Genomic DNA, 26,030 nt, shown 5'->3' with positions numbered 1-26,030 from the left:
CGCCCGTTTGCATTCCGCCGCCGTCACGCTACAGCCCGTGCCCACACCAGAGGGCCGGGCGGCCGCGTCGTGGCTTATGCCGCGCCGAGGAAAGTCCGGGCTCCATGGAACAACGGTGGCGGGTAACGCCCGCCGGGGGTGACCCCAGGGAAAGTGCCACAGAGAGCAGACCGCCCAATCTTCGGATGAAGGCTTCGGCCGGGCAAGGGTGAAAGGGTGCGGTAAAAGCGCACCGCGCTTCCGGTAACGGCGGCGGCATGGCAAACCCCACCGGGAGCAAGACCGAATAGGGGCGGCATGGGGCGAAAGCTCCGGGGTGTGTTCCCACCTGCTGCCCGGGTTGGTTGCTGGAGCGCGTCGGCAACGGCGCGCCAAGAGGAATGGTCGCCCATCCCGAAAGGGTGGACAGAACCCGGCTTACAGGCCCTCTGGTGTCACCTTTAACCGCGGGCCTACAATCGCTAGATGGCGGGGAATGGCGCGTTCTTCCCGATCCAATGACTGGGGCTTTCCCCGCTGGCGCGAATATGGCGCAGCGCGCGAGGCGACCAAGGTGCGGCTGTGCGACCGGCACGGCTGCGAGGAGCCGGGGAATTGCCCGGCGCCCAAATCGCCCAACAGCCCGGAGCGCTGGTATTTCTGCCAGGCGCATGCGGCCGAATATAATCGCGGCTGGAACTACTTCGAAGGGCTGGACGCCGAAGAGGCGGCCGCGCGCGAGCAGGCCGAGCGGCGCGATGCCTCAGGCTATGAACAGTCGCGCTATCAGAGCTGGGCTGGGTCAGGCGACGGCAGCCGCTCGCGCGACGAGATGCGCGCGCTGGAGGTGCTGGAGCTGGAAACGGACGCCACGTTCGAGGATGTGCGGCTTGCCTGGCGGCGGCTGGCGAAGACCAACCATCCCGATGTGCGGCCGGGCGACAAGGACGCGGCCAAGCGCTTTCAGGCGATCCAGGCCGCCTATGAGGTGCTGCGTGCCGCCGAGGAGCGGCGGACCTGGAAGCCGGCTTGAAGAAGGCGAGGGCGCAGTGGCGCGGCGCGGTGCTGGTCTGCGCCAAATGTTCGAAGAAGGTGGATGGCGGCTTTGGCCCGAAGGGGCGTGACCGGCTAGCCAAGGCGCTGCGGCGCGAGCCCGGCTTCGGCAAGGGACGCAAGGCGAACATGGGAGTGGCGGAGGTGAAGTGCCTCGGCATCTGCCCGAAGAATGCGGTGGTGGTGATCGACACGCGGCGCCCCGACGAATGGCTGGTGGTGCCGGCAGGGGCAGACGTGGCGCTGTTGACGGAACGACTGGGCTAGGCAGAGCCCGGGCGGGTAGCGACGTCAGCGCGGGGCCTCGGCGAGCAGCCAGTCGCGGAACGCCTGCATGGCGGGGTCGAGCTTTCGCGACAAAAGGTGGGTCAGCCAGTAGCGGCCGGCGTCGACCGTGGTGGCGAAGGGCTGCACTAGCCGCTCGGATGCGAGATCGCGAGTGAACATCGCGGGCGGCGCGAGCGCGACCCCCAGGCCGGACGCCGCCGCGGCGACCATGACCGCCGAACTGTCGAACATCGCGCCGCGCGGGGCCGGGGCTGCGACACCGGCAGCCGCGAACCAGCCGGCCCATTCGTTCACGCGATACGAGCGCAAAAGCGTCTCGCGCGTCAGATCCGATGCGGAATGCAGCCGCTGCGCCAGGGCCGGCGTGCACAATGGGGCGAGCGGCGCATCGAGCAGCGGTTCGGCGTGTGTGCCGTGCCAGGCGCCATCGCCGAAGCGGATGGCGAAGTGCAGCGCCTCGCCGGCAAGGTCGACCCGATTGTTGTTGATCGAAACGCGAAGGTCGATGTGCGGATGCGATGCGGTGAAGCCGTCCAGTCGCTCCAGCAGCCAGCCGGTGGCAAAGGTGCCGACCACGCCGATGTTCAGCGCCTGCTGAAAACGGCCGCCTGAATAGCGATCCAGCGTTGCCGCCACCTTGTCGAACGCATCGGCGACCACCGGGACCAGCGCATGGCCGTCGTCGGTCAGCGCCAAGCCACGGGGGAGCCGGTTGAACAGGCGGGTCGAGAGCCGTTGCTCAAGCTGCGCCACATGATGGCTGACCGCGCTTGGCGTGACGCACAGCTCGATTGCGGCGCGGGTAAAGTTCAGATGCCGCGCGGCCGCATCGAAGGCGCGCAGGGCGTTGAGCGGCAATTGGGCGCGATCCATGCGCTGTCATCGAATTTTCTCAAGCCTCTGTCGAGCTAAGACCGTTTGTGGCGCCGGCCGGGGCGGATCATGGTCGCGGCGAAGGAGATGCGATCATGTTCATCCGCAGCGTCATATCAGCGTCGGCCGCCCTCCTGTGCACGGCGGCGGCGCAGGGGCGGGACGACCCGCTCACGCGCCCGCTGGCTGTCGAGCGAGAGTCGACCTGGCTGGCGCCGCGGCCCCCCATCAGGGTGTTCGGCAATAGCTATCTTGTTGGCTTCGGCGGGCTCAGCGTGGCGCTGATCGATACGGGCAAGGGGCTGATCCTGATCGACGGCGCGCTGCCGCAAGCGGCGCCGGCAATCCTCGCCAATGTTTCCCGGCTCGGCTTCAGGCCGCGCGACATCAAATATATTCTCAGCACGGAGCCGCATTTCGACCATGCCGGCGGCATTGCGGCGCTGGCGCGGGATACCGGCGCCACGGTGGTGGCGAGCGCGCGGGGTGCAGAAGGGCTGCGAACCGGGCGCCTGGCCGCGGATGATCCGCAACTTGGCTATGATAGTCGCTTTCCGGCGGTGACACCGGATCTCGCAACGGTGCGGGCGATGAGCGACGGCGAGGTGCTGAGGCTGGGCAATGTGGCGATCACCGCGCGCGCGACGCCGGGGCATACGGCCGGCAGCATGAGCTGGAGCTGGCAGTCGTGCGAGGGGAAGAACTGCAAGTCGCTGGTCTTTGCCTCCAGCCTGAACCCGGTGTCCGCCGATGGATATCGCTACACCTCAGCGGCCGGTGAGACGGTCGTGGCGGGCTTTCGGCGCAGCCACGAGGTCATGCGGACGATCCCCTGCGATATCCTGATCAGCGCCCATGCCGATCAGGATGGCGCGACCGAGCGGTTCCTGACGCGGCCGGGCGCGTGCCGTGCCTATGGTGCCGCGTCAGAGCGTGCGCTGGCCCGGCGGCTGACCGCGGAAGCTGCGCGCTAGAGTGTGATCGAGGCAGGCTTCTGGAAACACCTCCACGGCGAAGACCGGGAGCCAGCGAGGAAAGAATTGGCAACAGCCGCTTCGCGGGCCAGCTCTGTTCCGCAACTGAGCCCCGACCTTTGCCGGGGAGACGGATCAGACTGGCAGGATCATGCTCTTACGGCAGTTACAGGTAACGCGCCGCCGTCTCGCGGATCAGCGCGATCATGTTGGGAATGCCCTGAGTCCGGTTGGAGCTGAGCTGGTTTTTGAGGTCGAAGGGCGCGAGCGCGGCGGCGATGTCGGTGGCGGCGATGTCGGCGGGGGCGCGGTCCTGCACCGTTTTCAGGACCAGGGCGATAATCCCCTTGGTAATTGCCGCATTGCTGTCGGCCAGGAAGTGGAGCGTGCCGTCATCGCTGCGGGTGGGATAGACCCAGACGGAAGCGGAGCAGCCGCGCACCAGCGTTGCATCGGTCTTCAGCGCCGCTGGCATCGGCTCCAGCGCGCGGCCGAGATCGATGAGAAGGCGGTAGCGATCGTCGGCGTCGAGGAACTCATATTCGTCGCGGATATCGGCGAGGTCGGGCGAGGTCTCTGGCATCGCCTTTGCGACTAGCCGCTTGCCCGAGAGGCGGCAACCAGATGCGGGCTTGGCGGGTGGATCAGAGGTCCACCCCGGCGGCGATCGCCTCCAGCTTGCGGATCCGTTCGCGCAGGTCAGCGATCTCGATGCGGGCGCTGGCGCTGGTCGGCACCGGCGTGCGCGCGTCGGCATCCTGGCGCAGTTCCTGCTCCTTCAGCCGGAGCCAGCCGCGCCAGCCGGCAAGCCCCGCAGAGATCAGCATCGCCAGGCCGGCGAGCGCGGCGGTTGCCATGATGAGATAGAAGCTCGGGTCGGACATGATGTCTGCTCCCTTGTTCGGACGTTAGCGGTCGCGCAGTTCTTCGATCTGACGGCTCAGATCGACGCTGCCGTGGTTGTCGGTGATGACCCGTTCCAGCACCGCCACGCGCTCGCGCAGCTGCCGGATCTCGTCGCGGGCGGCGACCACGTCGTGGGGCAGCGCCTCGCCTTCGCCGACCCGGCCCATGGCGCGGTACTTCTCCTTGGACACCCGCGCCAGCGAGGTGATCAGCACGATCCCGAGGATCATGAAGACGATAGACCAGGGCATTTCAGATCCTCTTGCTTATCGAAAGTTCGGGTCAGTTGGGGCGATTGGCCGGGGGAAGATCACGCAGCTGTTCGATCTGGTCCGCGACATGGATCCCCTTGTCGGTGACGATCCGCTCCAGCACCCGCACCCGTTGCTCCAGCCGCTCGGTATGTGCGGCATATTGCGCCGCTTTCTCTGCCGTCTGCGCATTCAGCGCTTCCGCCATCCGCTCCTTGTGCTTCAGCCAGCGGCGGAACATGTCGGAGGCGACGCCGAAGATCACTGGCAGGCCGACAACGATCATGAAGAACATGAGGACGAAGCCGTATTTGCCCATGTGCCTGCTCCTCAGTTCGCGCGGGTGCGCAGTTGCTCGATTTCCTGCGCGACCATGTGGCCGCTGTCGGTGACGATGCGCTCGACGTTCTGGAGCCGGTCCTTGATCGCGCCCAGCTCGGCGCGAAGCTGACCGTTTTCCTGTGTCAGCAGCTTCACCCGCTCGATCGTCTCGTCATCCCGCTTCGGGTATGCCTGACCCCATTGGCCATCGAGCGGATAACCGTTCCTGATGCGCATCCAGGTGGTGGCGACCCATCCGAACATCCCCGCGACGCCCACTGTGGCGATCACCGGCGCAAGGGCGGAGAAGAACTGGATCTTTTCGGCAGCGGTCATGGCAATCCTTTCCTCTCAGCGGTTGCGCAGCTGTTCGATCTCGTGCGCGGTGCGGGTGGCGGGGTCGGTGGCGATGCGTTCGAGCACTGCGATCCGCTCCTCCAGCCGGCTCACCATGCCGGTGAGCCGCTCATTCTCGTTCGTCAGCAACTCGACCTTGCGGGCGGCTTCCGGCGTTTCCTTGCCGATGTTGCGGCCCCAATCGTCGCTGATCGAATAGCCATGCTTCGCGCGGATCCAGTTGTTGATCAGCCAGGCCCCGCATGAAATCGCGATGATGGCGAGTACGAAGAACGGTCCGTGGAAATCCATGGTGCCTCTCCCGAAGGCTGCTATCGATCAGCGCAGGCGCTCGATCTCGTCGGCAAGCTGCGTATTGCGGCTGGTGTAATGAGTTTCGATATCCGCCAGGCGGCGATCGAGTTCGCGAAACTTGGAGCGGACTTCAGCCGTGGTGCGCTTCGGATTGGAGCGCACATTCTGCCAGAATTTCGCGTCTTCCGGCGATCCGTAGAGATCCGCGGGGCGATCGCTCGCCATCCAGCCGATCAGCAGATAAGCGATGAGCGTCCAGGGGAAGCCGCCGGCGAGGGTCAGCAGGATCATGCCGATGCGAACCCAAAGCACCTCGATCCCGGTATAGTCGGCGATCCCGGCGCAGACGCCCTTCCACTTGCGATCCTGGCGGTTGAGGTAGAATTTGGTGCGGCTGTTGTCGGCCATCAGTTCCTCCTCAGGTTCCGGTCTTCAAGCCGGTAATCGGGTTCCGAACGATAATCGGCGATGCCGGGGCGGAAATCGGGATTGTCGGCGGCGACGATGCGCTCCACCGTATTGACCCGATCCTCCAGCCGGCGGGCGAGCGAGTGGAGCTCATCGAGCAAAGCCTCATCCTCGGTCGTCATCGACCCGGGCGCCTGCTTCCACTTGGTCACATAGTGCATGATCAGCCACGGCAACCCGATGAAGAGGATGCCGACGACAAGGACAGGTACGAATACCTCTTCCATCTCAATTATCCTTTTTCAGGCGCGCTTTCAGCGCGGCGAGCTCGGCATCGATCTTGTCGGCGGCCTTCAGCTCGGCGATTTCCTCGTCCAGGCTCTTGGGCAGGGCACCCAGGCCAAGCGCATCGGCGCGCCCCTCCGCCTCGTCCACCTTGCGTTCCAGCATCTCGAAGCGGCTGAAGGCGTCGTGCGTCCGCGGGCCGTTCCACATCTCGCGCAGGCGGGAGCGGTTGTTGGCGCTCTCCAGCCGCGTCGCGATGTTGTTCTGCCGGGTGCGGGCCTCGCGCAGCTTGTTCTGCAGCTTGGCGATGTCCTCTTCCGAGCCGCGGAGCGTATCATCGAGAACCGCCACCTCTGCCCGAAGCTGCTCGATCATGTCCGTCGCCTTCTGGCGCTCCATGAGTGCCGCCTTGGCAAGATCCTCGCGATCCTTGGACAAGGCGAGTTCCGCCTTTTCCGTCCAGTTCGCCTCGATCTCCGAAAGCTTGGTCATGTGGCGCCGCATCTCCTTGATGTCGGCGATCGTCCGTGCAGCGGAAGCGCGCACCTCGACCAGCGTCTCCTCCATCTCCAGGATGATCATGCGGATCATCTTGGCCGGATCTTCTGCCTTTTCGAGCAGCTCCGCCATGTTGGCGGCGACAATGTCGCGGGTGCGGGAAAAGATGCCCATCAACGAAACTCCTGGTGATGCCCTTTTATAGGCTTGCCGCCGGGGCGAAGCGAGGGAAGACCCGCCCCGGCGGCGCCGTTCACGCCACCGCGCGAACGATGGGGGCGGCCCCGCCCGCCGGGCCGACGGCGCCGATCACCATGGTGGTGCTGAACACGACGGCGAAGGCGATGGCGGCGATGTTGCGGCCGAGCTGTGCGAACTGGGTCATGGCGGGTCTCCTTGCTGAACCTGGTGATTTCCACCGCTCTGGGCGGTTATGCCGACTGCTTTGCATGGGGCGTGCCAATTTTGTTTCGACCATAAGCGAATGGCTGGGGTGCGCCGGTGCGTTCGAGAGAAGTCGGCTTGCTACAAGCACTTAAGGCCAAATCAGCCTGGCATGGCCAGGTCGTCGGCGTGATTTGTGAGGGTCAGACACGTCTTGCCAAGCATTGGCGAGATGCGCCAAAGCTTAGGTGAACGGGGCGACAGGCGATGGCGGAGCGGACAAGTCAGGTTATCGGCCAGTCGGGCGCGTTCCTCGACGCGCTGGAGCGTGCCAGCCGTGCAGCAGCGCTGGATCGGCCGGTGCTGGTGATTGGGGAGCGCGGAACCGGCAAGGAACTGGTGGCCGAGCGGCTTCACCGGCTCAGCCCGCGATGGGACCAGCCGCTGGTTGTGATGAATTGTGCGGCGCTGCCCGAAACGCTGATCGAGGCGGAACTGTTCGGCCATGAATCGGGCGCCTTCACCGGTGCCACCAAGACGCGGGCCGGTCGCTTCGAGGAGGCCGACGGGGGCACATTGTTCCTCGACGAGCTCGGCACGCTCTCCATGGGCGCGCAGGAGCGCTTGTTGCGCGCGGTGGAATATGGCGAGGTGACTCGGATCGGCGCCTCCCGACCGCTCCGCGTGGACGTGCGGATCGTCGCGGCGACCAACGAGCATCTTCCCGACAAGGTGGACCGGCACGAGTTTCGCGCCGACCTTCTGGACCGGTTGTCGTTCGAGGTGGTGACGCTGCCGCCGCTGCGCGCGCGCAAAAGCGATATCCTGATCCTGGCCGACCATTTCGGCCGGCGGATGGCGGCGGAAATGGGCTGGGATCGCTGGCACGGCTTTTCGCCACCGGCGCAGGACGCGCTGCGCGATTATCGCTGGCCGGGCAATGTGCGCGAGCTGCGCAACGTGGTGGAGCGCGCAGTCTACCGTTGGGAACGCGACGGGCCGATCGAGGCGATCGAGTTCGACCCCTTCCAGTCGCCATATCGACCGGGCAGTACCGGTGCGCCGGCTGCGGCGGCTCCCGTCGCGGCATCGGCGCCGTTGGCTCCTGCGCCACCGGAGCAGCGCGCCGCGACGAGCGAGGGGGACGAGGTGGCGGCGTGCGACGTCGGCCCGTCCGACTTCAAGAGCCGCGTGGCGCTGTTCGAAAAGGAACTGCTGACGCGCGCCCTGGCGGACAACCGCTACAATCAGCGGGCGACAGCGGATGCGCTGGGGCTAAGCTACGACCAACTGCGCCATGCGCTTCGGCGACACGATCTGATCGGGGCGGCGGGTTAGCCCGGACCGGGGTGGGAGCTCGTTCGCGCACGCCTTGCAGGCGGGCCGACGTACTTCCGATCGCACCGGTTGCGTAACGAGCGTGCCGGAGCCATTTGGGCGACGTCGCGTTCCTTTCGCGAGCCCCACAAGGAGGATCCCATCATGGCATTCGAACTTCCGCCGCTGCCCTACGACTATGACGCGCTGGAGCCGGTCATCTCCAAGGAGACGATGACCTTCCACCATGACAAGCACCATGCAGCCTATACCGCCAAGCTGAACGAGGGCGTTGCCGCCGATCCGAAGCTGGAAGGCAAGTCGATCGAGGAGATCCTGGGCCAGATCTCGTCGCTGCCGCCGCTGGTGCGCAACAATGGCGGTGGTTACTGGAACCACGACTTCTTCTGGAAGATCATGACAAGCCCGTCGAAGAGCGGCCAGCCGACCGGCGCGCTGAAGGACGCGATCGACGCCTATGGCGGGCTCGACAAGCTGAAGGAAGACTTCAACACCAAGGGCGCGGGCCAGTTCGGCTCGGGCTGGGCATGGGTGATCAAGGATTCGTCCGGCGCGCTGAAGGTCACCTCGACCCCGAACCAGGACAATCCGCTGATGGACGATGCCAAGGACAAGGGCACGCCGATCCTGGGCAATGACGTGTGGGAGCACGCTTATTACCTCACCTACAAGAACGACCGCCCCGGCTATCTGAAGGCCTGGTGGGATCTGGTGAACTGGGAAGAGGCCGGCCGTCGCTTCGACGCCGCCTGAACCCGCGCCAGCGCGCGAAAAAGGAAGGGGATGGCCGCTGGCCGTCCCCTTTTTCATTTTCGGGGCTTGCACCGCCAAAAATACCGGCTAAAGACGCGCCTCCCGCAGCGTTCCCCGATAGCTCAGCGGTAGAGCTCTCGACTGTTAATCGAGCGGCCGTTGGTTCGAATCCAACTCGGGGAGCCAGGGACCTTCCAATCTGGACGCGCTATTCCCATTCCTTCCGGCCTTCGGATGGGCAGGGGAGGCGTGCGTACGGCCGCTATCGGGCCGATCCCGGAAGTTTTCGGCCGGTTATGGCCTGATCGGCGCGCCCATGGCTCTGGCGCGCGGGGCCTGCGATCAAGCGACGAACTGTTCCATTGTAATCCGATCGTCCAACGCATGTTCGGGATCGAACAGCAGCGTCAGTTCACGCGCGCGATCGATCGAGATGTCCACCTGCGCCACGTCACGGATCTCGCGCTGGTCTGCGACCGCCGAGACCGGGCGCTTGCCGGGATCGAGCACGCGCAGGGCGACCCGCGCCTTGTCGGGCAGGATGGCGCCGCGCCAGCGCCGCGGGCGAAAGGCGCTGATCGGGGTCAGCGCGATCATCGCGGAGCCGAGCGGCAGGATCGGACCGTGGGCGGACAGGTTGTAAGCCGTCGAACCCGCCGGAGTCGCCACGAGGATGCCGTCGCAGGCGAGCTCCTCCAGCACGACGCGGTCGTTGACCCGCACCTCCAGCTTCGCCGTCTGCCGGGTCTCGCGAAGCAGGGAGACCTCGTTGATCGCGGGGATCGTATGGACACGGCCGTCGATGCCCGTCGCGGTCATCAGCAGCGGCGTCACCTTGAAGGCGCGGGCGTTGGAAAGACGCTCTTCCAGATCATGCTGGCGCCATTCGTTCATCAGAAAGCCGACGGTGCCGAGGTTCATGCCGAACACGGGCACATTGGCGCGCCGCATGTCCAGCAGCGTGTGCAGCGTTTGCAGCATGAAGCCGTCACCGCCGAGCGCGATGACGACATCGGCCTCCTCGATGGTGCACCAGTCCCACGCATCGGCAAGGCTGGCGCGAGCGGCCTGGGCCTGGGCGGTTGGCGAGGCGACCAATGCCCGCCGCTGATAACCGCTCATCCGCCCGTCACGCTCATGTGTCGGGAAACCGCCGGTGTGGCGCCGCGCTCGATGCGGAAATCATGCCGCGCCGGCTTGCCGGCGATGCCGAGACGGATGGCCTCATCAAGCGCCGCCACGCCGCCATCGCGCAAAGCCGCCTTGAGGTCGACCTGATCGTCATGGCCGAGGCACGAATAAAGCCGGCCCTCCGTGGTCAGGCGGACGCGGTTGCAGCCGTCGCAGAAATTGGCCGTAAGCGGCGAGATGAGGCCAAGCCGGGTGCGGCTGCCATTCACCCGCCAATAGCGCGCTGGGCCGCCGGTGCCGACCACGTCGCGTTCAAGTCGATGGCTTGCCGACAACCGATCGAAAACGGCGGTAAGCGGCACGAAGCGGTCGGTACGATCTTCATCGATGGCGCCAAGCGGCATGGTTTCGATCAGCGTCAGATCATGCCCCTCACCGATGCACCAATCGAGCATGGGGGCGATCTCGTCCTCGTTCAGCCCCTTCAACGCGACCATGTTGATCTTGACGGCCAGCCCGGCGCGCTTGGCGGCGGCGATGCCGCCGAGCACCTGATCCACGTCGCCATGCCGGGTGATGTAGCGGAACGAGGCAGGATCGCGGCTGTCGAGGCTGACGTTCAGGCGGCGGATGCCAGCATCGGCCAGCGCCTCGGCATGATCGGCAAGGCGCGTCGCGTTCGTAGTCATGGTCAGCTCGTCCAGGCCGTGCCCGACACGGCTGCCCAGACGCTGCACCAGCTCCACCACATCGCGCCGGACAAGCGGCTCGCCGCCCGACAGGCGGATCTTGCGCACCCCGAAATCGATGAACCGTTCTGCGATGATCGCAATTTCTTCCAGCGCCAGCAGCTTGCTGCGCGGCAGGAAAGTCATCTTTTCCGCCATGCAGTAACGGCAGCGAAGATCGCAGCGGTCGGTGACCGAGATCCGCAAATAGCGGATCGCCCGGCCAAAACCGTCAACAAGGGCGGAGGCGTCGGGCGTAGCTCCCATAACGGAACAGCTAGGGGCTGAAGAGGCCAGCGGCAAGGGCAGCTCCGTAGTTGCTGCCTGACCCGGCCGCTCATACGGTCCCAAGTGTGGGCATGATGACGGGCGAGATCGTGGAAATAGCATTGGCCGAGGGCAGCGAGGCGCTTGCTCCCCTGGTGGCGACGGCGAACACGCGTACCGGTGCCGAATGGGCCGAGGTGCTGCTGGTGGATGCGCGCGCCGATCCGCGTCCGGTCGCCGAGGCAGAGGCGGTTGCGGCAAGCGCGCGGCAGGCGCTGCTGGCGATCGTGGTCGACGAAACCGGCGCCGCGGCGGCCTATGATGCGGGGGCCACCCATGTCTGGCTGAGCGAGGCGGCGACCGGATCACTGGCGCTCGCCCTGCGGTTTGCCGGCCGATATGCGCGGCGTCTGCGCGGCACGGGACGGATGCGGCGGGCGGGCGAGATGGCGGAGGGCGCGGTGGCGCGGTTCCTTGGCGCCGGCGATCCGGCCGCACCCGCGACCGTGGCAGTGGTCGCGATTACCCGCTTCGATACGGTAAACGCCGCATTCGGGCGCGAGGCCGGTGATCAGCTCTTGCGCGAGGCGGCGGCGCGGCTGGCGGCTGTGCTGCCCGCGGCCGCAGTAATCGAACGCGATCAGGGCGCCCGCTTCGTCGTCGCCGTGCGGGAAAGCGGTGAGGAAGCACGCGCGCGTGTCGCCGCCATCGAAGGCGCGCTTGCCCGCGGCTTCACGCTTGGCCGGGCAGAGGCCCGGCTCGGCGCACGCATCGGTGTTGCGCATCGGGACACTGGCGAATCAGCACGATCGCTTGTCGCACGCGCCAGTGAGGCGCTGACGATGGCGGCGGTGGGCGACGGGGCCAATGTCCGCTTCGCGCCGTGCCGCCGAACCGCGGCGGGGCTGGACCTGGCGGCTGACCTGCACCGCGCCATCGATCGCCGCGAGATCGACATCCTGTTCCAGCCGCAGGTCATGCTGGATAGCGGCCGAATAACCGGCGTCGAGGCGCTGGCGCGCTGGGAGCATCCCATCCACGGCGTGCTGGGGGCCAACACCCTTTTTTCGGCCGCGGATCGCGCGGGGCTGGGGCTCGCCCTGTCGGAGCATATTCAATCGCTAGCATTGACGCGGGCGGCGGCGTGGCAGGGTCCGCTCGCCAGCCTGCGCGTGGCCGTGAACGTGACCGCGGCGGATCTGGCGCGATCGGATTTCGTGTGCCACTTCCTCGACCTTGTGGAGCGCGCCAGGATTGCCCCCGGCCGGGTGACGGCGGAAGTGACCGAAAGCGGCTTCGTCACGGACCTGCCACTCGCTGCCGAACGCTTGGAACAGCTGCGCGCCAAGGGGCTTCGGGTTGCCATCGACGATTTCGGCACTGGCTATTCCAGCCTTGCCTATCTGAAAGCACTGCCGCTGGATTATCTGAAGGTCGATCGCAGCCTGACCACGGACATCACGGGCGCGCCGCGCGCCCGCGCGGTGGTGCGCGGGATCCTGGCCATCGCCAGCGCGCTTGGCTTGCAGACGATCGCGGAGGGCGTGGAGAATGCCGCAGAGCGTGATTTGCTCGCCGCGGAGGGGTGTACGCTCTATCAGGGCTTCCTGTGCGCGGGGCCGCTCGATGAGCGGGCCCTGGCGGCGCTGGTGGAGGAGAATCGCGCATGATCCATGCACTGCTGGCGCCGGTCGCCATAGCGGCGACGGCGGCCGCTGCCATGACGCCGCAAGCAGCGATCGAGGCGGAGATGGCGGCCAGTGCCGGCGGATGGAACAGCGGTTCGCTGGAACGCTTCATGGCCGTCTATGCCGATGACGCCATTTATTCCTCCGGCAAGGAGCTGGCGCGCGGCAAAGAGGCGATCGCCAGCCGCTACGCCAAGAGCTTCGCCGATGGATCGAACAGCCGCGGGCGATTGGCATTCCAGCCCGTCGCCTGGCGGACGATCAGCAACGTCCACATGCTGCTGGTGGCGCGCTGGTCGCTGACCCCGACGAGCGGCGATGCGCAGAGCGGGCTGACGACCCTGCTGTTCGAGCGACGCAAGGAAGGCTGGCGGATCATCGCCGACCATAGCTCCTGACTCGTCGCCGGAGCGGGCGCGTGGCGATCTTCACCATCGGTTATGAAGGCGTGACGATGGACGCGTTCATCGCCGCCCTGCGCCACGCAGGCGTCGAACGGGTGATCGACGTCAGGGCGCTGCCGCTTTCCCGGCGACCGGGTTTCTCCAAATCGATCCTCGCCGCCTCCCTGAAAGCCGCGGGAATCGATTACGTGCACCTGAAGGCGCTCGGCACCCCCAAGCGCGGGCGCGATGCGGCGAAGAAGGGCGATGTCGCGACGCTGCGCGCGGTGTACGACGCGCAGCTTGCCCTTCCGGAGACGCAGGTGGCGGCGGCCCAGATGCGCGATCTGGCGGCGGAAAAGCCATCCGCGCTGCTCTGTTACGAGCGGGATCCGTGCCACTGCCACCGGACGTTGCTGTTGCAGGCGGAGGGCGAGGGGGCCGAGGTGATCGATCTGTTCGCGTGACCCTGTGCCGTAGTGGGAGACGCGCGCGCACGCCGCCATGGACCCATGCCGAGCGACTTGGCACAGTTTCCCTGACTTGGGGGAGGGGGAAACATGACGAGGATCATCAGCCGCAGAGACGTGGTCGTCGGCGCGGGCGCGGGGGCGCTTATCGCGGGAATGCCGGCGATGGCGCAGCCTCGCGCCGGGTTGGACTTGTCCGAGCTGCTTGCACGGCAGTTTGAAGAGAGCCTGTCGCTCAGTCCAGAACTCGCGACCTTCATGGGTATCGACACTGGCTCACGAGCATCGCTGCGCGCCCGCCTGCACGATCATAGCGCGTCCGGCGCTGAGGCAATCAACCATCTGGAACAGCGACAGCTGCGTGAGCTGAAGGCGATTGCGGAAGCGGGCTTGTCCCCCGAGCAGCGGCTGGAGCGCGAAGTGACGATCTTCCAGATCGAATCGCGCGCCGCGGTGAACGCCTTCCCCTATCACAGTGACTCGATCAGCGTGCCCGGGCCCTACGGCCCGACGCCGCTGGGCACCAATTACATGGATACGGCGCAATTCCTTCGCGACGTGCATCCTGTGAACGATCGTGCCGACGCGGAGGCCTTTATCGCCCGCATGGGGCAGCTTGCTGCCGTGCTCGACGCGGAAACCGATCACGTGCGGCGCAATGCGGCCGGTGGGATCGTGGCGCCGACCTTCGTGGTGGAGCAGACCATTGCGATCCTGAGCAAGGTGCGCGACGTGGATCCGTCGGACGAAGGCCTGGTCCGCTCGATCGGCACGCGCGCCGTCGCCAAGGGGTTGAGCGGCTATGCCGAGCGCGCGCAGGCGATCTTCACCCGCCAGATCCGTCCTGCGCTGGCGCGGCAGGTTGCGATGCTTCAGTCCGTTCTTCCGCGTGCGGTCGACCAGGCCGGCGTCGGGAGGCTGCCTGACGGGCGGGCCTATTACGACGCCTGTCTGCGCTATCAGACCACGTCGACCCTGTCGGCAGACGAGGTGCACCGGACGGGGCTGGACCTGGTGGCGAACATCCGCGCGCAGATCGAGGAGGCGTTCAGAAAGCAGGGCATGTCGAGAGGCACCATCAAGGAACGTGCCACTGCGCTTGCCGCATCGCCCGGCCAAGCCTTCCCCAACACAGATGCCGGGCGCGCCGCGGTGATCGCCTACCTCAACGATCAGCTGGACGCGGTGAAGACGCGATTGCCACAGGCGTTCAATCACATGCCAAAGACCGGCTATGAATTTCGCCGGCTCGCCGCGGAGATGGAGGAGGGCTTGCCGTTCGGCATCGCGCAGCCGGGCGCGCCGGATGGTAGCAGGCCCGGCGTCTTCTACATCAACCTGCGCGATACGGCGGACTGGCCGCGCTATACGCTGCCCACGCTTGCCTTTCATGAGGCTGCGCCCGGGCACCTGTTTCAAAACGGCCTCCAGTTCGAATCGGGCGAACTGCCGCTGTATCGGCGAGGGTGGTTCTTCAGCGGGTTCGCCGAGGGATGGGGCCTGTATGCCGAACAGGTGGCGGACGAACTGGGCATGTACCGGGACAATCCGGAAGGACGGATCGGCTACCTCCTCAGTCACCTGTGGCGCGCGGCGCGCCTGGTGCTGGATACCGGCATTCACCTGCGGGGTTGGGACCGCGCGCGAGCGGTCGACTATCTGTACGAGAACAGCTTCGCGTCGCGGTCAGGGGCGCAGGGCGAGGTGGACCGGTATATCGTCATGCCGGGACAGGCCTGCGGCTATATGATCGGGCATACGACGATCACCCGCCTCCGCGACGAGGCACAGCGACGGCCGGCCTTCGACCTGCGCGCGTTCAACGATTTCGTCATTTCCGGCGGCGCGCTGCCGATGGCGGTGCTGGAGGGACGGGTGAGGGCCTGGCTGATGGGATGACTGGCCCCGGGCGACCGCACGCATACCGCCGGTGGTGTGCGTGCGTGCCGGTCAGCCAGTGACGGGGAGGCGAACGGTGCCGTCGTCCTCGCGCTCCAGCGGGCTGTAGGCGATCAACGTGTCGAGGGTGAGCGCACCGTAGAGGTGCGGGAAGAGCTGGCCACCACGGCTCTCCTCCCAGCGGATCTTCTCGCCAAGCGCCTCGAGGTCCACCGCGGCGACGTGCAGATCATCCTGCCCCGCGAAATGCTTGTCGACCGTCTCGGTGAGCTGCGCGGCGGTGGACAGGTGAACATAGCCGTCCTGCACATCGACCGGCGCGCCGGCGAACGTGCCGTCGCGTTCCAGCGCGGCCATCTGTTCGCCAGTCAGCACCTTATAGGCAGTCATCGGCTTGCTCATTGTCCATCCTCCGGGCCGGCGGCGGCGTCATCGCCGATTGTTGCGCCGGTATCGGGAGCGGTTTCCGGGCCGGAGAGTTCCGCGGCCACCGCTTCCTCGGCGGCATTCTCGGGCTCGGGCTCTTCGTCGATGCGCGCGCAGCCGACGACATGTTCGTCATCCGCCACGTTGAACAGGCGAACGCCGGCCGAGCCGCGGCCAATGACGCGCAGGCTCGCGAGAGGCATGCGGATCATCTTGGCCTGATCGGTGACGAGCATGAGCTGGTCGTTCTTGCTTGCGGGGAAGCTGGCGACGACCGGGCCGTTGCGGCCGATGTTGTCGATGTTGGTGATACCCTGCCCACCGCGACCGGTGCGGCGATATTCGAACGCCGAGGACAATTTGCCATAGCCGTTGGCGCAGACGGTGAGGATGAACTGTTCGCGCGCGCGCAGATGCTCGAACCGATCCATCGGCATTTGCGGCTCGCCTTCGCGCTCGGTCGCCTTCCAGGGGGCGAAGCGCAGATATTCCTCGCGCTCCTCCTGCAGAGCGCCGGTGCGGTGCAGGATCGAGAGCGAGATCACCTCGTCGCCGGAGGCGAGGCGCATACCGCGCACGCCGGTGGAGTTGCGGCTCTGGAACTCGCGCACGTCATCACCCGGGAAGCGGATCGCCTTGCCCTGGCGGGTCGCCAGCAGGACGTCGTCATTCTCTTCCAGCAGCGCGACGCCGATCAGGCGATCATCGGCATCGTCGCCCTCGAACTTCATGGCGATCTTGCCGTTCGAGGGGACGTTAGTGAAGGCATCCATCGCGTTGCGACGCACGCTGCCGCGCGCGGTTGCGAACATGACGTGGAGCTTGCCCCATTCCGCCTCGTCCTCCGGCAGCGGCAGGACGGTGGAGATCGTCTCGCCCGGCTGGAGCGGCAGAAGGTTGATCATCGGGCGCCCGCGGGTGTTCGCGCTGCCTTCGGGCAGGCGCCACACCTTCATGCGATAGACGCGGCCCAACGTGGAGAAGAACAGCACGGGCGTGTGCGTCGAGGTGACGAACAGGCTGGTGACGGCATCCTCGTCCTTGGTCGCCATGCCGCTGCGGCCCTTGCCGCCGCGCGCCTGGGCGCGGAACGCCTCCAGCGGCGTGCGCTTGATATAGCCCTGCATGGTCACGGTGACGACCATGTCCTCGCGCTCGATCAGATCCTCGTCGTCGATCCCGTCGGCGGCGGCGGCGATCTCGGTCCGGCGCGGCGTGGCGAAGAGGGTGCGAATCTCGGTGAATTCCTCGCGCATCACCGCATAGAGCTTCACCCGGTCGGCGAGGATGGCGAGCAGCTCGGCGATCGAATCCGCCAGCGTCTTCAGCTCATCGCCGATCTCGTCGCGGCCCAGCGCGGTGAGGCGGTGGAGGCGCAGGTCGAGGATCGCGCGGACCTGGATTTCGGTGAGGCGATAGGTGTCGCCGGTGATCTCGGTCTCGACCGCCTCGACCAGCTTGATATAGCCGGCGATCTCCGCGATCGGCCATTCGCGCGCCATGAGCGCGGCGCGCGCCTCGGCCGGCGAGGCGGAGCCGCGGATGATGCGGACGACCTCATCGAGGTTGGTGACCGCAATGACGAGGCCCAGCAAGATGTGCGCCCGGTCGCGCGCCTTCGCCAGCTCGAATTTCGAGCGGCGCGTGATCACCTGCTCGCGGAACTGGACAAAGGCGGCGATAATGTCGCGCAGGCCCAACATTTCCGGGCGGCCGCCGCGGATCGCCAGCATGTTGGCGGGGAAGCTGCCCTGCGCGGGCGTGTGGCGCCACAGCTGGTTCAGCACCACTTCGGGCGTCGCATCGCGCTTCAGCTCGATGACAACGCGCACGCCTTCACGGTTCGATTCGTCGCGGACGTCCCCGATGCCCTCGATCCGCTTGTCCTTGGCGGCTTCGGCGATCTTCTCGACCAGCGCGTTCTTGCCCTGCTGGTACGGAATTTCCGTGAGGACGATCGAGCGACGGTCGCCGCGGCCTTCCTCGATCTTGTAGCGCGAGCGGACGATGATCGAGCCACGCCCCGTCTCGTACGCACTTCGCGCGCCGGCACGGCCGAGGATGACGGCGCCGGTCGGAAAGTCCGGACCCGGCACGATCTCCATCAGCTCCTCGGTGGTGAGCGGCTCGCCGCCGTTCACCGCGCGGTCGAGGTACGCGAGGCAGGCGTCGATCACCTCGCCGAGATTGTGCGGCGGGATGTTGGTCGCCATGCCGACCGCGATGCCGCCAGCGCCGTTGACGAGCAGGTTGGGGAAGCGCGCCGGGAGAACCGAGGGCTCGCTTTCCGAGCCGTCATAGTTCGGTTGGAAATCGACGGTGTCCTTGTCGAGATCGTCGAGCAGGTAATCGGCGACGCGGGCGAGGCGCGCCTCGGTGTAACGCATCGCGGCGGGCGGATCGGGATCCATCGAGCCGAAGTTGCCCTGGCCGTCGATCAGCGGCGCGCGCATCGACCAATCCTGCGTCATGCGCGCCAAAGCGTCATAGATCGCGGTATCGCCGTGGGGGTGATATTTACCGATCACGTCACCGACGATGCGCGCCGACTTGCGATAGGGCCGGTTGTAGGTGAAACCGCTTTCGTTCGCCGAATAGAGGATGCGCCGGTGCACCGGCTTCAACCCGTCGCGAACGTCGGGGAGCGCGCGTGCCACGATCACGCTCATCGCGTAATCGAGATAGCTGGTCTTCATTTCCTCGACGATCGAGATCGGGGCAATGTCCGATGGGTCGGCGAGGACGGTCTCGTCGGTCAAAACGCTACTTTCACTGTGGGTTTCGTGATCGATCCGCTCTAGGAGGCTGCAACCCAAATGTCACGCGCGCGTGCTTGCGCGCGCGTGAGGGGTTATGGCCTTCGGCAAGCGGCCTAGGGCGCGATTTCCAGGCCGTCCCAGCCGAACAGCTTTCCACTGTCCTGCGGCTTCAGTCCGTCGAGAACGTCGAGCAACTGAACGGCTGCGCGATCCGGCTTGAACAGATCGCGACCCTGTTGCTGGAACGGCCGCGACAGCTTCGTATCGACGGTGCCGGGATGCAGCGCCACGACGATGCCGCGATCGTTGCGGCGCTTGTCCTCCACCGCCAGGGTACGGACGAACTGGTTCAGCGCCGCCTTGCTCGCGCGATAGCCATACCAGCCCCCAAGCCGGTTGTCGGAAATGCTGCCCACGCGCGCGGAGAGCACGGCGAAGATCGAGCGCCCGGTGCGCGGCATGATCGGCAGGAAGTGCTTCGCCACGAGCGCGGGGCCGATGGCATTCACCGCATATTGCCGCGCGAGCCATTCGGGATCGAGATCGCGCAGCGCCTTTTCCGGTCCGTGGTCGCCATCATGAAGCAGGCCGGTGGCCACCACGACGAGATCGGGCGTGCCGGCGGCTGCGGCAGCGCGCGCGATGGAGGATTCGTCCGTCACGTCGAGCTGAGGGCGCGCGAGGCGCTGCACCGCCGAGCCCTCTTCCGCCAGCGCATCCGCCAGCGCGCCACCAATTCCGCCCGAGGCGCCGATGATTACCGTTTTCATGAAAACGGGCTAGGCGCGCAGATGGTTACGTTCAATGTCCGTTCAGCGCCTTTCCTTGATGGAGCGGCGCGAGGGCACTAAGCGCGAGTTCAAGTGTTCACGCCCGAAGAGGAGAGCAGTTTCCATGAAGAGCATTTCCCGCGTTGCCTTCGCGGCCGCGTTGATGGCTGGCGCGGCAGGCATCGCCGTTTCGCCGCCGGCGATGGCCCAGAAGAACAAGGAAGAGCAGAAGGCGCCGTCCCTGAAGCTCAGCAAGGACGTGCAGAATGCCGCCGCCGGCGCCCAGAAGGCGATTGCGGCGAAGGATTTCGCTACCGCCTCCACCCAGCTGACCGCCGCGCAGGCAGCGGCCAAGACGGATGACGACCGCTACATCGTCGCCGCGCTTCAGCTGCAGGCGGAAGCAACCAAGCTGCAGGACGCGCGCGCGACCAACCAGCAGGTCAGCGACCAGGGCTTGAAGGCACCGCTGGAAGCGCTGATCGCCAATCCCAAGACCCCTGCGGTCGACGTGGCGAAGTATAATTACCAGCTTGGCGTGATGGCGGCGAACGCCAAGGACAGCGCCGGCGCGATCAACTATTTCCAGCGCGCGCAGCAGCTCGGCTATAACGACCCGAACCTGCCGCTGCAGATGGTCAAGCTGAAGATGGACTCGGGCGACGTCGCTGGCGGCACGGCCGAGCTGGAGAAGGCGATCGACGCGCAGGTCGCGGCCGGCCAGAAGCCGAGCGAAGACCTGTACAAGTACGCCATCGCGCAGACCAACAAGAAGCGCATGGGCCCGCAGACCGCCAACTGGATCAAGAAGTGGCTGGTCGCTTATCCGACGGCGCAGAACTGGCGCGATGGCCTCGTCACCTATGGCATGACGCAGCAGAGCGCCGTGACGCTGGACAAGAGCCAGAAGGTCGACGTGTATCGCCTGATGCGCGCCAGCAAGTCGCTGGCCGATCAGTACGACTATGAAGCCTATGCGCAGTGGACTCACGACCTTGGCCTTCCGCACGAGACCAAGACGGTGCTGGAAGAGGGCAAGGCCGCCGGCAAGATCCCGGCCAGCAGCCAGTCGGCCAACGACCTGATGCGCCTCGCCACGCAGGGCATCGCCAGCGAAGGCTCGCTCGCCCCGGTGGAAGCCAAGGCGAAGGCCGGCGCCAATGGCCGCATCGCGCTCAACACGGGCGATGCGTATCTCGGCATGGGCAATTGGGCCAAGGCGATCGAGATGTATCGCGTGGCGCTGCAGAAGGGCGGCGTGGACGCCGACATCGTCAACACGCACCTGGGCATCGCGCTGGCGCGGTCGGGCGACAAGGCAGCGGCAAAGACCGCCTTTGCCGAGGTGAAGGCCGCGCCGCGATCCGAGATCGCATCCTTCTGGACGCTGTATCTCGACAATCCGCCGGCGGCCTGAGCGATCAGCCAATGGTGAAAGGGGAGGGGCGGCTTCGGCTGCCCCTTTTCTTTGAGTCGGGCCGGAGCAGGCTTTCAGCGCGAGTTACCGTTCAACGATGTTGATCGTCGGAGGCGCGCGGTCTGGCGCGCGCCTCCACGAGAATGCGCGCCAGCCAGGACAGTGGCGTTATGACCGCCCTAACCGGGGGGCGGTTGGAAGCTGGTTAGGTGAGGCCTAGTCGTTGCCGACGACGATCGGCACGCCGGGCGCGGATTTGGCAGTGCGGATCGTCAGCGACGATTTCACGCTGGCGACATTGGGCGCGGCGGTCAGATGCGTGGTGAGAATGCGCTGGAATGATTCGAGATCGGACGCGACGATCTTCAAGATGAAGTCGATTTCGCCGTTCAGCATGTGGCATTCCCGGACCTCCGGTATCTCCGCCACATGGCGCTCGAAGGCGGCAAGATCGTGTTCGGCCTGGCTGCGCAGGCTGACCATGGCGAAGACGGTGATGGGGAAGCCCAGCATCGCCGGCTCGCAATCCGCGTGATAGCCGCGGATCACGCCAGCCTGTTCCAGCGACCGGACCCGGCGCAGACAGGGCGGCGCCGTCAGCCCGACCCGTTCCGCCAGATCGACGTTGGTCATCCGGCCATCTTCCTGCAAGAGGGCGAGGATCTGTCGATCGATCCGGTCAAGCACAGAAAACCCCGGCTGCGCGCAGCAATTCATTCACGAACATGGCCGCACCTATAGGATAGTTGCGCGGCAACGCAATTGTCTGAATGCCACCTTGGTGACGATTCATTTGTTTTCCCGGTAGTATGGGTCGGCTACCAGCGATGCCGGCAAGCGGTCTGATCGCAGCAGAGAATAGGGCAGTAGGTGCGGTTCGACGATAGCCTCAAGACGGTGCTGGCCGCGGACGCGACGACTGCCTTTGGCGCGCAGGCGACCTTTCGGCAGCTCGCGGACCTGATCGCACGCGGGCGCGTGGCAGCGGATGAGGAAACGCTTGGCCGATTGCGCCTGCTGCGCGATCAGGTGCCGGTGAACGTACGCGCCGCCGTGGCGCGCAGCCTTGCGCTGGGACAGCCGCCCGAAGCGCTGATCGCCCTGTTTGCCGAGGACGAGCCGGGCGTTGCGTCTGCCGCGCTGCGTGCTGCGCGCTTGTCATCGGCGCAATGGATTTCGCTGATCCCGCAACTGGGGCCGAGCGGCCGTGCCGCGCTTCGGCGGCGGGAGGATCTGGGCACCGACGTGGAGCGCGCGCTGGCGAGCTTCGGCTCCACCGACTTCACTTTGGCCTATACGCCCGCGCCTTCGGCGATTCCGGTAGTGGACGAGGCCCGGGATGCTGCCGATCCGGCGCCGGCGGCTCCGGGGCTGGAAAACGCAGCGGATCCGGTGGAACTCTCTGCGACCGATCGGCAACTCACCGGCACGGGCGGGTTCGACATTGCCGAGCTGGTCGACCGGATCGCGAACTTTCAGCAGCAGCGTGCCGTGCCGGCGCCCGTTACTGCCGCGCCCGCGATCGACCACTTTCGTTTCCAGACCGATGCGGACGGGACGATCCGCTGGACCGATGGCGCGCCGCGAGGAGCGCTGATCGGCTTGCGGCTGGTGTCGAACCAGGCCGGGGAAGGCGCCCAGGTTGATGGCATCGTGCTTGGCGCGTTTCGAGGGCGCACCGGCTTCACCAATGCCCGGCTGGTGCTGGACGGGGGAGAGCGTGTCGCGGGCGAATGGCGCATTTCCGGCGTGCCGCTTTTCGACCCTGCGGGTGGCCAGTTCATCGGCTATCAGGGCGCGGCGCACCGGCCGCGTATCGATCAGACCGCCGCACCGGTCGCCGACCGCGGCAACGCCGAGGGGCTGAGACGGCTGGTGCACGAACTGCGTACGCCGACCAACGCGATCGCCGGCTTTTCCGAACTGATCGAGACGCAGCTGCTAGGGCCGGTGGCGCCTCCGTATCGCGAGCGGGCCGCGGCGATACGTGTGCTCGCCGCGGATCTGGTGGCGGCGATCGAGGATCTCGACCTCGCCGCGCGGATCGAGGGCCACGCGCTTGAGCTGCGGCCCGACGTGGTGGATCTGGGCCGCCTGCTCCAGCGCATCACCGCCGACGTTCAGGGATTGGCGGCCTTGCGCGACTGCACGGTGGATCTGGCGCCGATCGATGGAACGCCTGCGCTCGCCTGCGACGAGCGCGCGACCGAGCGCCTGCTTGGCCGCTTGATCGCCACCCTGGTGTCGGCGGCGCAGGGCGGGGAAGTGATCGCCGTGTCCGTTTCGTGGAACGGACTGGCGGAGGCATCGGTCAGCATGACCTACCCACAGGCGCTCGCCAGCCTGCCTGCGGATCGCCTGTTGAACCTGGACGTGGAGGGCGAAAGCCAGATGCCCGGCGCACCGCTGCTCGGCACCGGCTTTGCGCTTCGCCTGTCGTTCAGTCTTGCCTCGCAACTGGGCGGCCGGCTGACGCTGGCGCCCGATCACGTGACGGTCACGCTTCCCGCCGCCATCGGGGCGATGGGGCAAGCGATCGCAAACTGACCATGCGGGTGGGCGGCGCGGCGGGCTGGCGCATGCCGCCGCCCGCGCCTGACCAGCAGATCCGCTGGCCGGCCACCTTCGGCAAGCGGTTCATCGTCTTTGTCGATACCGAAGAGGAATTCGACTGGGGCGCACCCTTCTCGCGCGAGGGGCGATCGGTCCAGGCGATCGCCGCCTTGCCGGACATGCACCGGCGATTCGGCAGCCGCGGCGTCTATCCCTGCTATCTGTGCGACCATCCTGTCGCGGCGGATGCACGCGCGGCAGAGATCCTGCGAACCCTGATCGCGGATGGCCGTTCGGCCATTGGTGCGCAGCTGCACCCATGGGTCAACCCGCCGCATGACGAGGAGATCAGCGCGCGTCTCTCCTTTGCCGGCAATCTGCCACCCGCACTCGAGGCCGCGAAGCTGGATGTGCTAACCCGCACGATCACAGAGGCATTCGGTCAAGCGCCGCTGGCATTCCGCGCCGGACGCTATGGCCTGGGTCCACACACGCTCGAATTGCTGGCGAGCAGGGGATTCCGGCTCGATACCTCCGTGCGATCCCATCATGATTACAGCGCGCAAGGCGGGCCAGACTTCTCCGCGATCGGCCCCGGTGCGTTCCGCTGCGCGACGAGCAAGCCGTTGATCGAACTGCCGCTGACCACGGTCTATACGGGAGCGCTCCGCGCGGCCGGGCGCCGCTGGCAGCGGGTTGCTGACCACGTACCGCGCGGCCCCGGCCTGCTGGCGAGGACGCGGCTGCTCTCCCGCGTGCCGCTTACGCCCGAAGGTGTATCGATCGGGGAGGCCTGCGCGGCGGTGCGCATGGCGGCGCGCGACGATCTGCGCCTGCTCACCTTATCTTTCCACTCGCCGAGCCTGGTGCCCGGACACACGCCCTACGTTCGCGACGCGAACGACCTGTCGCGGTTCTGGACATGGTGGAAGGTGATGTTCGAGGAGCTCGATCGCCTGGGCTATGCGCCGGCGACACTGGCCGAGGTGCTGCAGGCGGCAGGGTGAGATCCGCGACGAGCGGTTGCGGCTGAAACGGCGCCGAATGGTCGGGGAGACAGGATTCCAGACCTATTAACATCGCGCGCTAAGTCATTGATTTCGCGTCACCGCACAACCCGTCTGTCTGCGTGTTGCACAGTGAGGGGTACAAGCAGGGGTACAAGTAAGCAAGCGCTACTGGATGGTTAGGCGGTTGCGGCATCGAAAACCCTTTCTTCGACGATTAGCAGAGCTTTGGTGGTCCCCAGCTTCAGGTATGCGTTCTGGAAGGCATGGGGTGAGATTGTCGATCGTTGCCTGCCTCGCTGCCGTCCTGGTCGGTCTCACCCCGTCGCGGCTTAGCGCAGATCCCTCTGCGCCGGAGACGGCACGCCGAACGAAGCGAACGCTATCAATGGTTAAGTTATCGGCGGCGAGTCATATAAGCGCGCGCTCCGGTGGGGCGTCGCCAAGCGGTAAGGCACCGGTTTTTGGTACCGGCATTCGCAGGTTCGAATCCTGCCGCCCCAGCAAATCTGCTCGTAAATCTGGAGATACGGCGGAATTTGGGTCGCAGCCGCCGGAGTAGACCGGCGGGGTGTGACGATTACTTGAGAAGGTTGCCTGCCAACCAGAACGTGAAGCTACGAAGCGCGGTATATAACTGGCGGCGCACCAAAAAATCACTGATAGTATGCCCATCGCCATATATCTAAGCTTGAGGGCCACCGCTTAATCCGCGGCGAGGCACTTTGCTGCCGCCATCACTGCAAAGAGCGAGGTGCTGATGATGACCTTGGCTTAGACCAGTTGACCCTTCACGCTGACCGCGCCTCAAAAGCTCGCGTTTTAGTTCGACTTGTCACGAAGTGTAACTACCCTTAAATATCATATTAAGCGTTTTTTGCTTTCTGCTAGCTGTATCGTGCGTAGATGGGTCATGCCATCAAGCTGAGCGTGAACCATTTAGTGTCCTTAATTGCAGCAGATTGTTTGCGGCGCTGCAATATAGAGGCTAAGAAGCGTGTTATGTCGTCCCCAAAGCTCATAACCCTAAGGCGCTTCGAGGATGCCCGTGGCTGGTTCACCGAAGTGTATTCGGAACCCGCCTTCGCCGCGCTCGGCATCACGTGCCGGTTCGTGCAGGACAATCACTCACTGTCCGTGCCCGCGTTCACCTTGCGTGGCCTGCATTTCCAGACGCTGCCTCGGGGCCAGGACAAGCTGGTGCGCTGCATCCGCGGGCAGATCTTCGACGTCGCGGTGGACGTGCGCAAGGGCTCGCCGACCTACGGCCAGTGGGTCGGCGCCGAACTCACCGCCGAAAACGGGCATCAGCTGTTCATTCCGATCGGCTTCGCGCACGGCTTCGTGACGCTGGAGGCGGATTGCGAGGTGACGTACAAATGTTCGGACACCTATGCGCCCGACCATGATGGCGGGATCCGCTGGGATTCGGTCGGGATCGACTGGCCGATCCCCGCCGGCACGATGCTCGAATTGTCGGAAAAGGATCGCAAACTGCCGGGCCTCGCTGATTTCGACAGCCCCTTCCCCTATGACGGCAACCCGCTCGCCCCGCTCGCCTGAAGGACCA

The 26,030-nt window shown here is 66.0% G+C and carries 30 protein-coding genes, 2 tRNA genes and 1 other RNA gene; 16 read left to right on the top strand and 17 right to left on the bottom strand.

Going from position 1 to position 26,030, the window contains the following annotated elements:
* Positions 1 to 46 precede the first annotated feature (46 nt).
* The 3 genes from rnpB (at position 47) to BMX36_RS07455 (ending at position 1,299) form a co-directional block, all read left to right on the top strand.
* An RNA gene (rnpB, locus tag BMX36_RS07465) (RNase P RNA component class A) lies at positions 47 to 436 on the top strand.
* Positions 437 to 475: 39 nt separating this feature from the next.
* Positions 476 to 1,012 carry a J domain-containing protein gene (locus tag BMX36_RS07460; RefSeq protein ID WP_066780951.1) on the top strand — a complete coding sequence of 179 codons (537 nt, stop codon included), beginning with the start codon at positions 476 to 478 and terminating at the stop codon, positions 1,010 to 1,012.
* Entirely contained in the window at positions 1,009 to 1,299 is a 291-nt protein-coding gene (locus tag BMX36_RS07455) for a hypothetical protein (RefSeq protein ID WP_093064239.1), read from the top strand. The genes BMX36_RS07460 and BMX36_RS07455 overlap by 4 nt, the downstream gene beginning before the upstream one ends.
* A 24-nt stretch (positions 1,300 to 1,323) precedes the next feature.
* Here the strand turns inward: BMX36_RS07455 and BMX36_RS07450 are convergent, their stop codons facing one another.
* Positions 1,324 to 2,193, bottom strand: coding sequence for a LysR family transcriptional regulator (locus tag BMX36_RS07450; RefSeq protein WP_093064237.1), 870 nt, complete (start codon positions 2,191 to 2,193; stop codon positions 1,324 to 1,326).
* A gap of 95 nt (positions 2,194 to 2,288) precedes the next feature.
* Between BMX36_RS07450 and bla the strand changes: the two genes are divergently transcribed.
* Positions 2,289 to 3,167 carry a subclass B3 metallo-beta-lactamase gene (gene bla, locus BMX36_RS07445; RefSeq protein ID WP_093065362.1) on the top strand — a complete coding sequence of 293 codons (879 nt, stop codon included), beginning with the start codon at positions 2,289 to 2,291 and terminating at the stop codon, positions 3,165 to 3,167.
* Between the two features lie 166 nt (positions 3,168 to 3,333).
* On the opposite strand, the gene BMX36_RS07440 is transcribed toward bla, so the two are convergent.
* From BMX36_RS07440 to BMX36_RS22090, 10 genes are all read right to left on the bottom strand, one after another.
* A complete protein-coding gene (locus BMX36_RS07440; protein ID WP_093064235.1) occupies positions 3,334 to 3,750 on the bottom strand; it encodes a SufE family protein in 417 nt (138 codons plus the stop codon).
* 61 nt (positions 3,751 to 3,811) lie between these two features.
* Positions 3,812 to 4,051: a hypothetical protein gene (locus BMX36_RS07435; protein WP_066780959.1), complete on the bottom strand. Its 240-nt coding sequence runs from the start codon at positions 4,049 to 4,051 to the stop codon at positions 3,812 to 3,814.
* Between the two features lie 24 nt (positions 4,052 to 4,075).
* The gene (locus BMX36_RS07430; RefSeq protein ID WP_231731881.1) at positions 4,076 to 4,324 is read right to left on the bottom strand and encodes a hypothetical protein; all 249 of its coding nucleotides are present in this window, start codon (positions 4,322 to 4,324) and stop codon (positions 4,076 to 4,078) included.
* A 31-nt stretch (positions 4,325 to 4,355) separates the two neighbouring features.
* Positions 4,356 to 4,643, bottom strand: coding sequence for a hypothetical protein (locus BMX36_RS07425; protein ID WP_066780961.1), 288 nt, complete (start codon positions 4,641 to 4,643; stop codon positions 4,356 to 4,358).
* A gap of 11 nt (positions 4,644 to 4,654) precedes the next feature.
* Positions 4,655 to 4,981: a hypothetical protein gene (locus BMX36_RS07420; protein ID WP_066780963.1), complete on the bottom strand. Its 327-nt coding sequence runs from the start codon at positions 4,979 to 4,981 to the stop codon at positions 4,655 to 4,657.
* Positions 4,982 to 4,996: 15 nt separating this feature from the next.
* Positions 4,997 to 5,293, bottom strand: coding sequence for a hypothetical protein (locus BMX36_RS07415; protein WP_066780965.1), 297 nt, complete (start codon positions 5,291 to 5,293; stop codon positions 4,997 to 4,999).
* A gap of 27 nt (positions 5,294 to 5,320) precedes the next feature.
* On the bottom strand, positions 5,321 to 5,704 hold the full coding sequence (gene pspC / locus BMX36_RS07410; protein WP_066780967.1) for an envelope stress response membrane protein PspC: 384 nt from the start codon (positions 5,702 to 5,704) through the stop codon (positions 5,321 to 5,323).
* Positions 5,704 to 5,991, bottom strand: a complete 288-nt coding sequence (gene pspB, locus BMX36_RS07405) for an envelope stress response membrane protein PspB (RefSeq protein ID WP_066780969.1) — start codon at positions 5,989 to 5,991, stop codon at positions 5,704 to 5,706. Before pspB ends, pspC begins: the two co-directional genes overlap by 1 nt.
* Before the next feature lies 1 nt (position 5,992).
* Positions 5,993 to 6,661: a phage shock protein PspA gene (gene pspA, locus BMX36_RS07400; protein ID WP_066780971.1), complete on the bottom strand. Its 669-nt coding sequence runs from the start codon at positions 6,659 to 6,661 to the stop codon at positions 5,993 to 5,995.
* A gap of 79 nt (positions 6,662 to 6,740) precedes the next feature.
* Positions 6,741 to 6,872, bottom strand: a complete 132-nt coding sequence (locus BMX36_RS22090; RefSeq protein ID WP_256210689.1) for a hypothetical protein — start codon at positions 6,870 to 6,872, stop codon at positions 6,741 to 6,743.
* Between the two features lie 266 nt (positions 6,873 to 7,138).
* Between BMX36_RS22090 and pspF the strand changes: the two genes are divergently transcribed.
* From pspF to BMX36_RS07385, 3 genes are all read left to right on the top strand, one after another.
* Positions 7,139 to 8,209, top strand: a complete 1,071-nt coding sequence (gene pspF / locus BMX36_RS07395; RefSeq protein ID WP_093064233.1) for a phage shock protein operon transcriptional activator — start codon at positions 7,139 to 7,141, stop codon at positions 8,207 to 8,209.
* 144 nt (positions 8,210 to 8,353) lie between these two features.
* A complete protein-coding gene (locus BMX36_RS07390; protein WP_093064231.1) occupies positions 8,354 to 8,962 on the top strand; it encodes a superoxide dismutase in 609 nt (202 codons plus the stop codon).
* A gap of 111 nt (positions 8,963 to 9,073) precedes the next feature.
* Positions 9,074 to 9,148 (top strand) — tRNA-Asn (locus tag BMX36_RS07385).
* A 156-nt stretch (positions 9,149 to 9,304) separates the two neighbouring features.
* Here the strand turns inward: BMX36_RS07385 and BMX36_RS07380 are convergent.
* Together BMX36_RS07380 and moaA are read right to left on the bottom strand one after the other, a co-directional pair.
* On the bottom strand, positions 9,305 to 10,084 hold the full coding sequence (locus tag BMX36_RS07380) for an NAD kinase (protein ID WP_093064229.1): 780 nt from the start codon (positions 10,082 to 10,084) through the stop codon (positions 9,305 to 9,307).
* On the bottom strand, positions 10,081 to 11,088 hold the full coding sequence (moaA, locus tag BMX36_RS07375) for a GTP 3',8-cyclase MoaA (RefSeq protein ID WP_093064227.1): 1,008 nt from the start codon (positions 11,086 to 11,088) through the stop codon (positions 10,081 to 10,083). The genes BMX36_RS07380 and moaA overlap by 4 nt, the downstream gene beginning before the upstream one ends.
* A gap of 95 nt (positions 11,089 to 11,183) precedes the next feature.
* Between moaA and BMX36_RS07370 the strand changes: the two genes are divergently transcribed.
* The 4 genes from BMX36_RS07370 to BMX36_RS07355 all read left to right on the top strand — a co-directional run bounded on the left by BMX36_RS07370 (position 11,184) and on the right by BMX36_RS07355 (position 15,528).
* A complete protein-coding gene (locus tag BMX36_RS07370) occupies positions 11,184 to 12,758 on the top strand; it encodes an EAL domain-containing protein (protein ID WP_218142143.1) in 1,575 nt (524 codons plus the stop codon).
* On the top strand, positions 12,755 to 13,174 hold the full coding sequence (locus tag BMX36_RS07365) for a YybH family protein (protein WP_093064223.1): 420 nt from the start codon (positions 12,755 to 12,757) through the stop codon (positions 13,172 to 13,174). The genes BMX36_RS07370 and BMX36_RS07365 overlap by 4 nt, the downstream gene beginning before the upstream one ends.
* 20 nt (positions 13,175 to 13,194) lie before the next feature.
* Positions 13,195 to 13,626, top strand: a complete 432-nt coding sequence (locus BMX36_RS07360; RefSeq protein ID WP_066780983.1) for a DUF488 domain-containing protein — start codon at positions 13,195 to 13,197, stop codon at positions 13,624 to 13,626.
* Between the two features lie 93 nt (positions 13,627 to 13,719).
* On the top strand, positions 13,720 to 15,528 hold the full coding sequence (locus BMX36_RS07355) for a DUF885 domain-containing protein (protein ID WP_093064221.1): 1,809 nt from the start codon (positions 13,720 to 13,722) through the stop codon (positions 15,526 to 15,528).
* 51 nt (positions 15,529 to 15,579) lie between these two features.
* On the opposite strand, the gene BMX36_RS07350 is transcribed toward BMX36_RS07355, so the two are convergent.
* The 3 genes from BMX36_RS07350 to BMX36_RS07340 form a co-directional block, all read right to left on the bottom strand.
* Complete coding sequence (locus BMX36_RS07350; RefSeq protein ID WP_093064219.1) at positions 15,580 to 15,930, bottom strand: DUF952 domain-containing protein; 351 nt, start codon at positions 15,928 to 15,930, stop codon at positions 15,580 to 15,582.
* Entirely contained in the window at positions 15,927 to 18,713 is a 2,787-nt protein-coding gene (gyrA, locus tag BMX36_RS07345) for a DNA gyrase subunit A (RefSeq protein WP_093064217.1), read from the bottom strand. The genes BMX36_RS07350 and gyrA overlap by 4 nt, the downstream gene beginning before the upstream one ends.
* Before the next feature lie 113 nt (positions 18,714 to 18,826).
* Complete coding sequence (locus BMX36_RS07340; RefSeq protein ID WP_093064215.1) at positions 18,827 to 19,483, bottom strand: SDR family NAD(P)-dependent oxidoreductase; 657 nt, start codon at positions 19,481 to 19,483, stop codon at positions 18,827 to 18,829.
* Between the two features lie 124 nt (positions 19,484 to 19,607).
* Here BMX36_RS07340 and BMX36_RS07335 point away from each other — a divergent pair, with 124 nt between their 5' ends.
* Positions 19,608 to 20,900: a tetratricopeptide repeat protein gene (locus BMX36_RS07335; RefSeq protein WP_066780996.1), complete on the top strand. Its 1,293-nt coding sequence runs from the start codon at positions 19,608 to 19,610 to the stop codon at positions 20,898 to 20,900.
* A gap of 216 nt (positions 20,901 to 21,116) precedes the next feature.
* Here the strand turns inward: BMX36_RS07335 and BMX36_RS07330 are convergent, their stop codons facing one another.
* Positions 21,117 to 21,617, bottom strand: coding sequence for an Lrp/AsnC family transcriptional regulator (locus tag BMX36_RS07330; RefSeq protein WP_093064213.1), 501 nt, complete (start codon positions 21,615 to 21,617; stop codon positions 21,117 to 21,119).
* 153 nt (positions 21,618 to 21,770) lie between these two features.
* On the opposite strand from BMX36_RS07330, the gene BMX36_RS07325 reads away from it, so the two are divergent.
* The 4 genes from BMX36_RS07325 (at position 21,771) to rfbC (ending at position 26,023) form a co-directional block, all read left to right on the top strand.
* Positions 21,771 to 23,447, top strand: a complete 1,677-nt coding sequence (locus BMX36_RS07325) for a sensor histidine kinase (RefSeq protein WP_093064211.1) — start codon at positions 21,771 to 21,773, stop codon at positions 23,445 to 23,447.
* Between the two features lie 2 nt (positions 23,448 to 23,449).
* Positions 23,450 to 24,460, top strand: coding sequence for a polysaccharide deacetylase family protein (locus BMX36_RS07320; RefSeq protein WP_093064209.1), 1,011 nt, complete (start codon positions 23,450 to 23,452; stop codon positions 24,458 to 24,460).
* A 432-nt stretch (positions 24,461 to 24,892) separates the two neighbouring features.
* Positions 24,893 to 24,964, top strand: a tRNA-Gln gene (locus tag BMX36_RS07315).
* A gap of 498 nt (positions 24,965 to 25,462) precedes the next feature.
* Positions 25,463 to 26,023, top strand: a complete 561-nt coding sequence (gene rfbC, locus BMX36_RS07310) for a dTDP-4-dehydrorhamnose 3,5-epimerase (RefSeq protein ID WP_093064207.1) — start codon at positions 25,463 to 25,465, stop codon at positions 26,021 to 26,023.
* The last annotated feature ends 7 nt before the right edge of the window (positions 26,024 to 26,030 follow it).

This window comes from Sphingomonas sp. OV641, assembly GCF_900109205.1.
In the GTDB taxonomy this organism is placed as follows: Bacteria; Pseudomonadota; Alphaproteobacteria; order Sphingomonadales; family Sphingomonadaceae; genus Sphingomonas.
Note: the sequence above shows the minus strand (reverse complement) of the source record. Positions and strands in the feature narration are given on the sequence as shown.

Coding starts and splice junctions, on each gene's coding strand:
- pspF (WP_093064233.1), top strand. CDS start 7,139: ATGGCGGAGCGGACAAGTCAGGTTATCGGCCAGTCGGGCGCGTTCCTC.
- BMX36_RS07440 (WP_093064235.1), bottom strand. CDS start 3,750: ATGCCAGAGACCTCGCCCGACCTCGCCGATATCCGCGACGAATATGAG.
- BMX36_RS07390 (WP_093064231.1), top strand. CDS start 8,354: ATGGCATTCGAACTTCCGCCGCTGCCCTACGACTATGACGCGCTGGAG.
- BMX36_RS07420 (WP_066780963.1), bottom strand. CDS start 4,981: ATGACCGCTGCCGAAAAGATCCAGTTCTTCTCCGCCCTTGCGCCGGTG.
- BMX36_RS07430 (WP_231731881.1), bottom strand. CDS start 4,324: ATGCCCTGGTCTATCGTCTTCATGATCCTCGGGATCGTGCTGATCACC.
- BMX36_RS07450 (WP_093064237.1), bottom strand. CDS start 2,193: ATGGATCGCGCCCAATTGCCGCTCAACGCCCTGCGCGCCTTCGATGCG.
- BMX36_RS07425 (WP_066780961.1), bottom strand. CDS start 4,643: ATGGGCAAATACGGCTTCGTCCTCATGTTCTTCATGATCGTTGTCGGC.
- moaA (WP_093064227.1), bottom strand. CDS start 11,088: ATGGGAGCTACGCCCGACGCCTCCGCCCTTGTTGACGGTTTTGGCCGG.
- pspC (WP_066780967.1), bottom strand. CDS start 5,704: ATGGCCGACAACAGCCGCACCAAATTCTACCTCAACCGCCAGGATCGC.
- BMX36_RS07415 (WP_066780965.1), bottom strand. CDS start 5,293: ATGGATTTCCACGGACCGTTCTTCGTACTCGCCATCATCGCGATTTCA.
- pspB (WP_066780969.1), bottom strand. CDS start 5,991: ATGGAAGAGGTATTCGTACCTGTCCTTGTCGTCGGCATCCTCTTCATC.
- BMX36_RS07460 (WP_066780951.1), top strand. CDS start 476: ATGGCGCGTTCTTCCCGATCCAATGACTGGGGCTTTCCCCGCTGGCGC.
- BMX36_RS07335 (WP_066780996.1), top strand. CDS start 19,608: ATGAAGAGCATTTCCCGCGTTGCCTTCGCGGCCGCGTTGATGGCTGGC.
- BMX36_RS07340 (WP_093064215.1), bottom strand. CDS start 19,483: ATGAAAACGGTAATCATCGGCGCCTCGGGCGGAATTGGTGGCGCGCTG.
- BMX36_RS07350 (WP_093064219.1), bottom strand. CDS start 15,930: ATGAGCAAGCCGATGACTGCCTATAAGGTGCTGACTGGCGAACAGATG.
- BMX36_RS22090 (WP_256210689.1), bottom strand. CDS start 6,872: ATGACCCAGTTCGCACAGCTCGGCCGCAACATCGCCGCCATCGCCTTC.
- BMX36_RS07330 (WP_093064213.1), bottom strand. CDS start 21,617: ATGAATTGCTGCGCGCAGCCGGGGTTTTCTGTGCTTGACCGGATCGAT.
- rfbC (WP_093064207.1), top strand. CDS start 25,463: ATGTCGTCCCCAAAGCTCATAACCCTAAGGCGCTTCGAGGATGCCCGT.
- BMX36_RS07320 (WP_093064209.1), top strand. CDS start 23,450: ATGCGGGTGGGCGGCGCGGCGGGCTGGCGCATGCCGCCGCCCGCGCCT.
- pspA (WP_066780971.1), bottom strand. CDS start 6,661: ATGGGCATCTTTTCCCGCACCCGCGACATTGTCGCCGCCAACATGGCG.
- bla (WP_093065362.1), top strand. CDS start 2,289: ATGTTCATCCGCAGCGTCATATCAGCGTCGGCCGCCCTCCTGTGCACG.
- BMX36_RS07365 (WP_093064223.1), top strand. CDS start 12,755: ATGATCCATGCACTGCTGGCGCCGGTCGCCATAGCGGCGACGGCGGCC.
- BMX36_RS07370 (WP_218142143.1), top strand. CDS start 11,184: ATGACGGGCGAGATCGTGGAAATAGCATTGGCCGAGGGCAGCGAGGCG.
- BMX36_RS07355 (WP_093064221.1), top strand. CDS start 13,720: ATGACGAGGATCATCAGCCGCAGAGACGTGGTCGTCGGCGCGGGCGCG.
- BMX36_RS07435 (WP_066780959.1), bottom strand. CDS start 4,051: ATGTCCGACCCGAGCTTCTATCTCATCATGGCAACCGCCGCGCTCGCC.
- BMX36_RS07380 (WP_093064229.1), bottom strand. CDS start 10,084: ATGAGCGGTTATCAGCGGCGGGCATTGGTCGCCTCGCCAACCGCCCAG.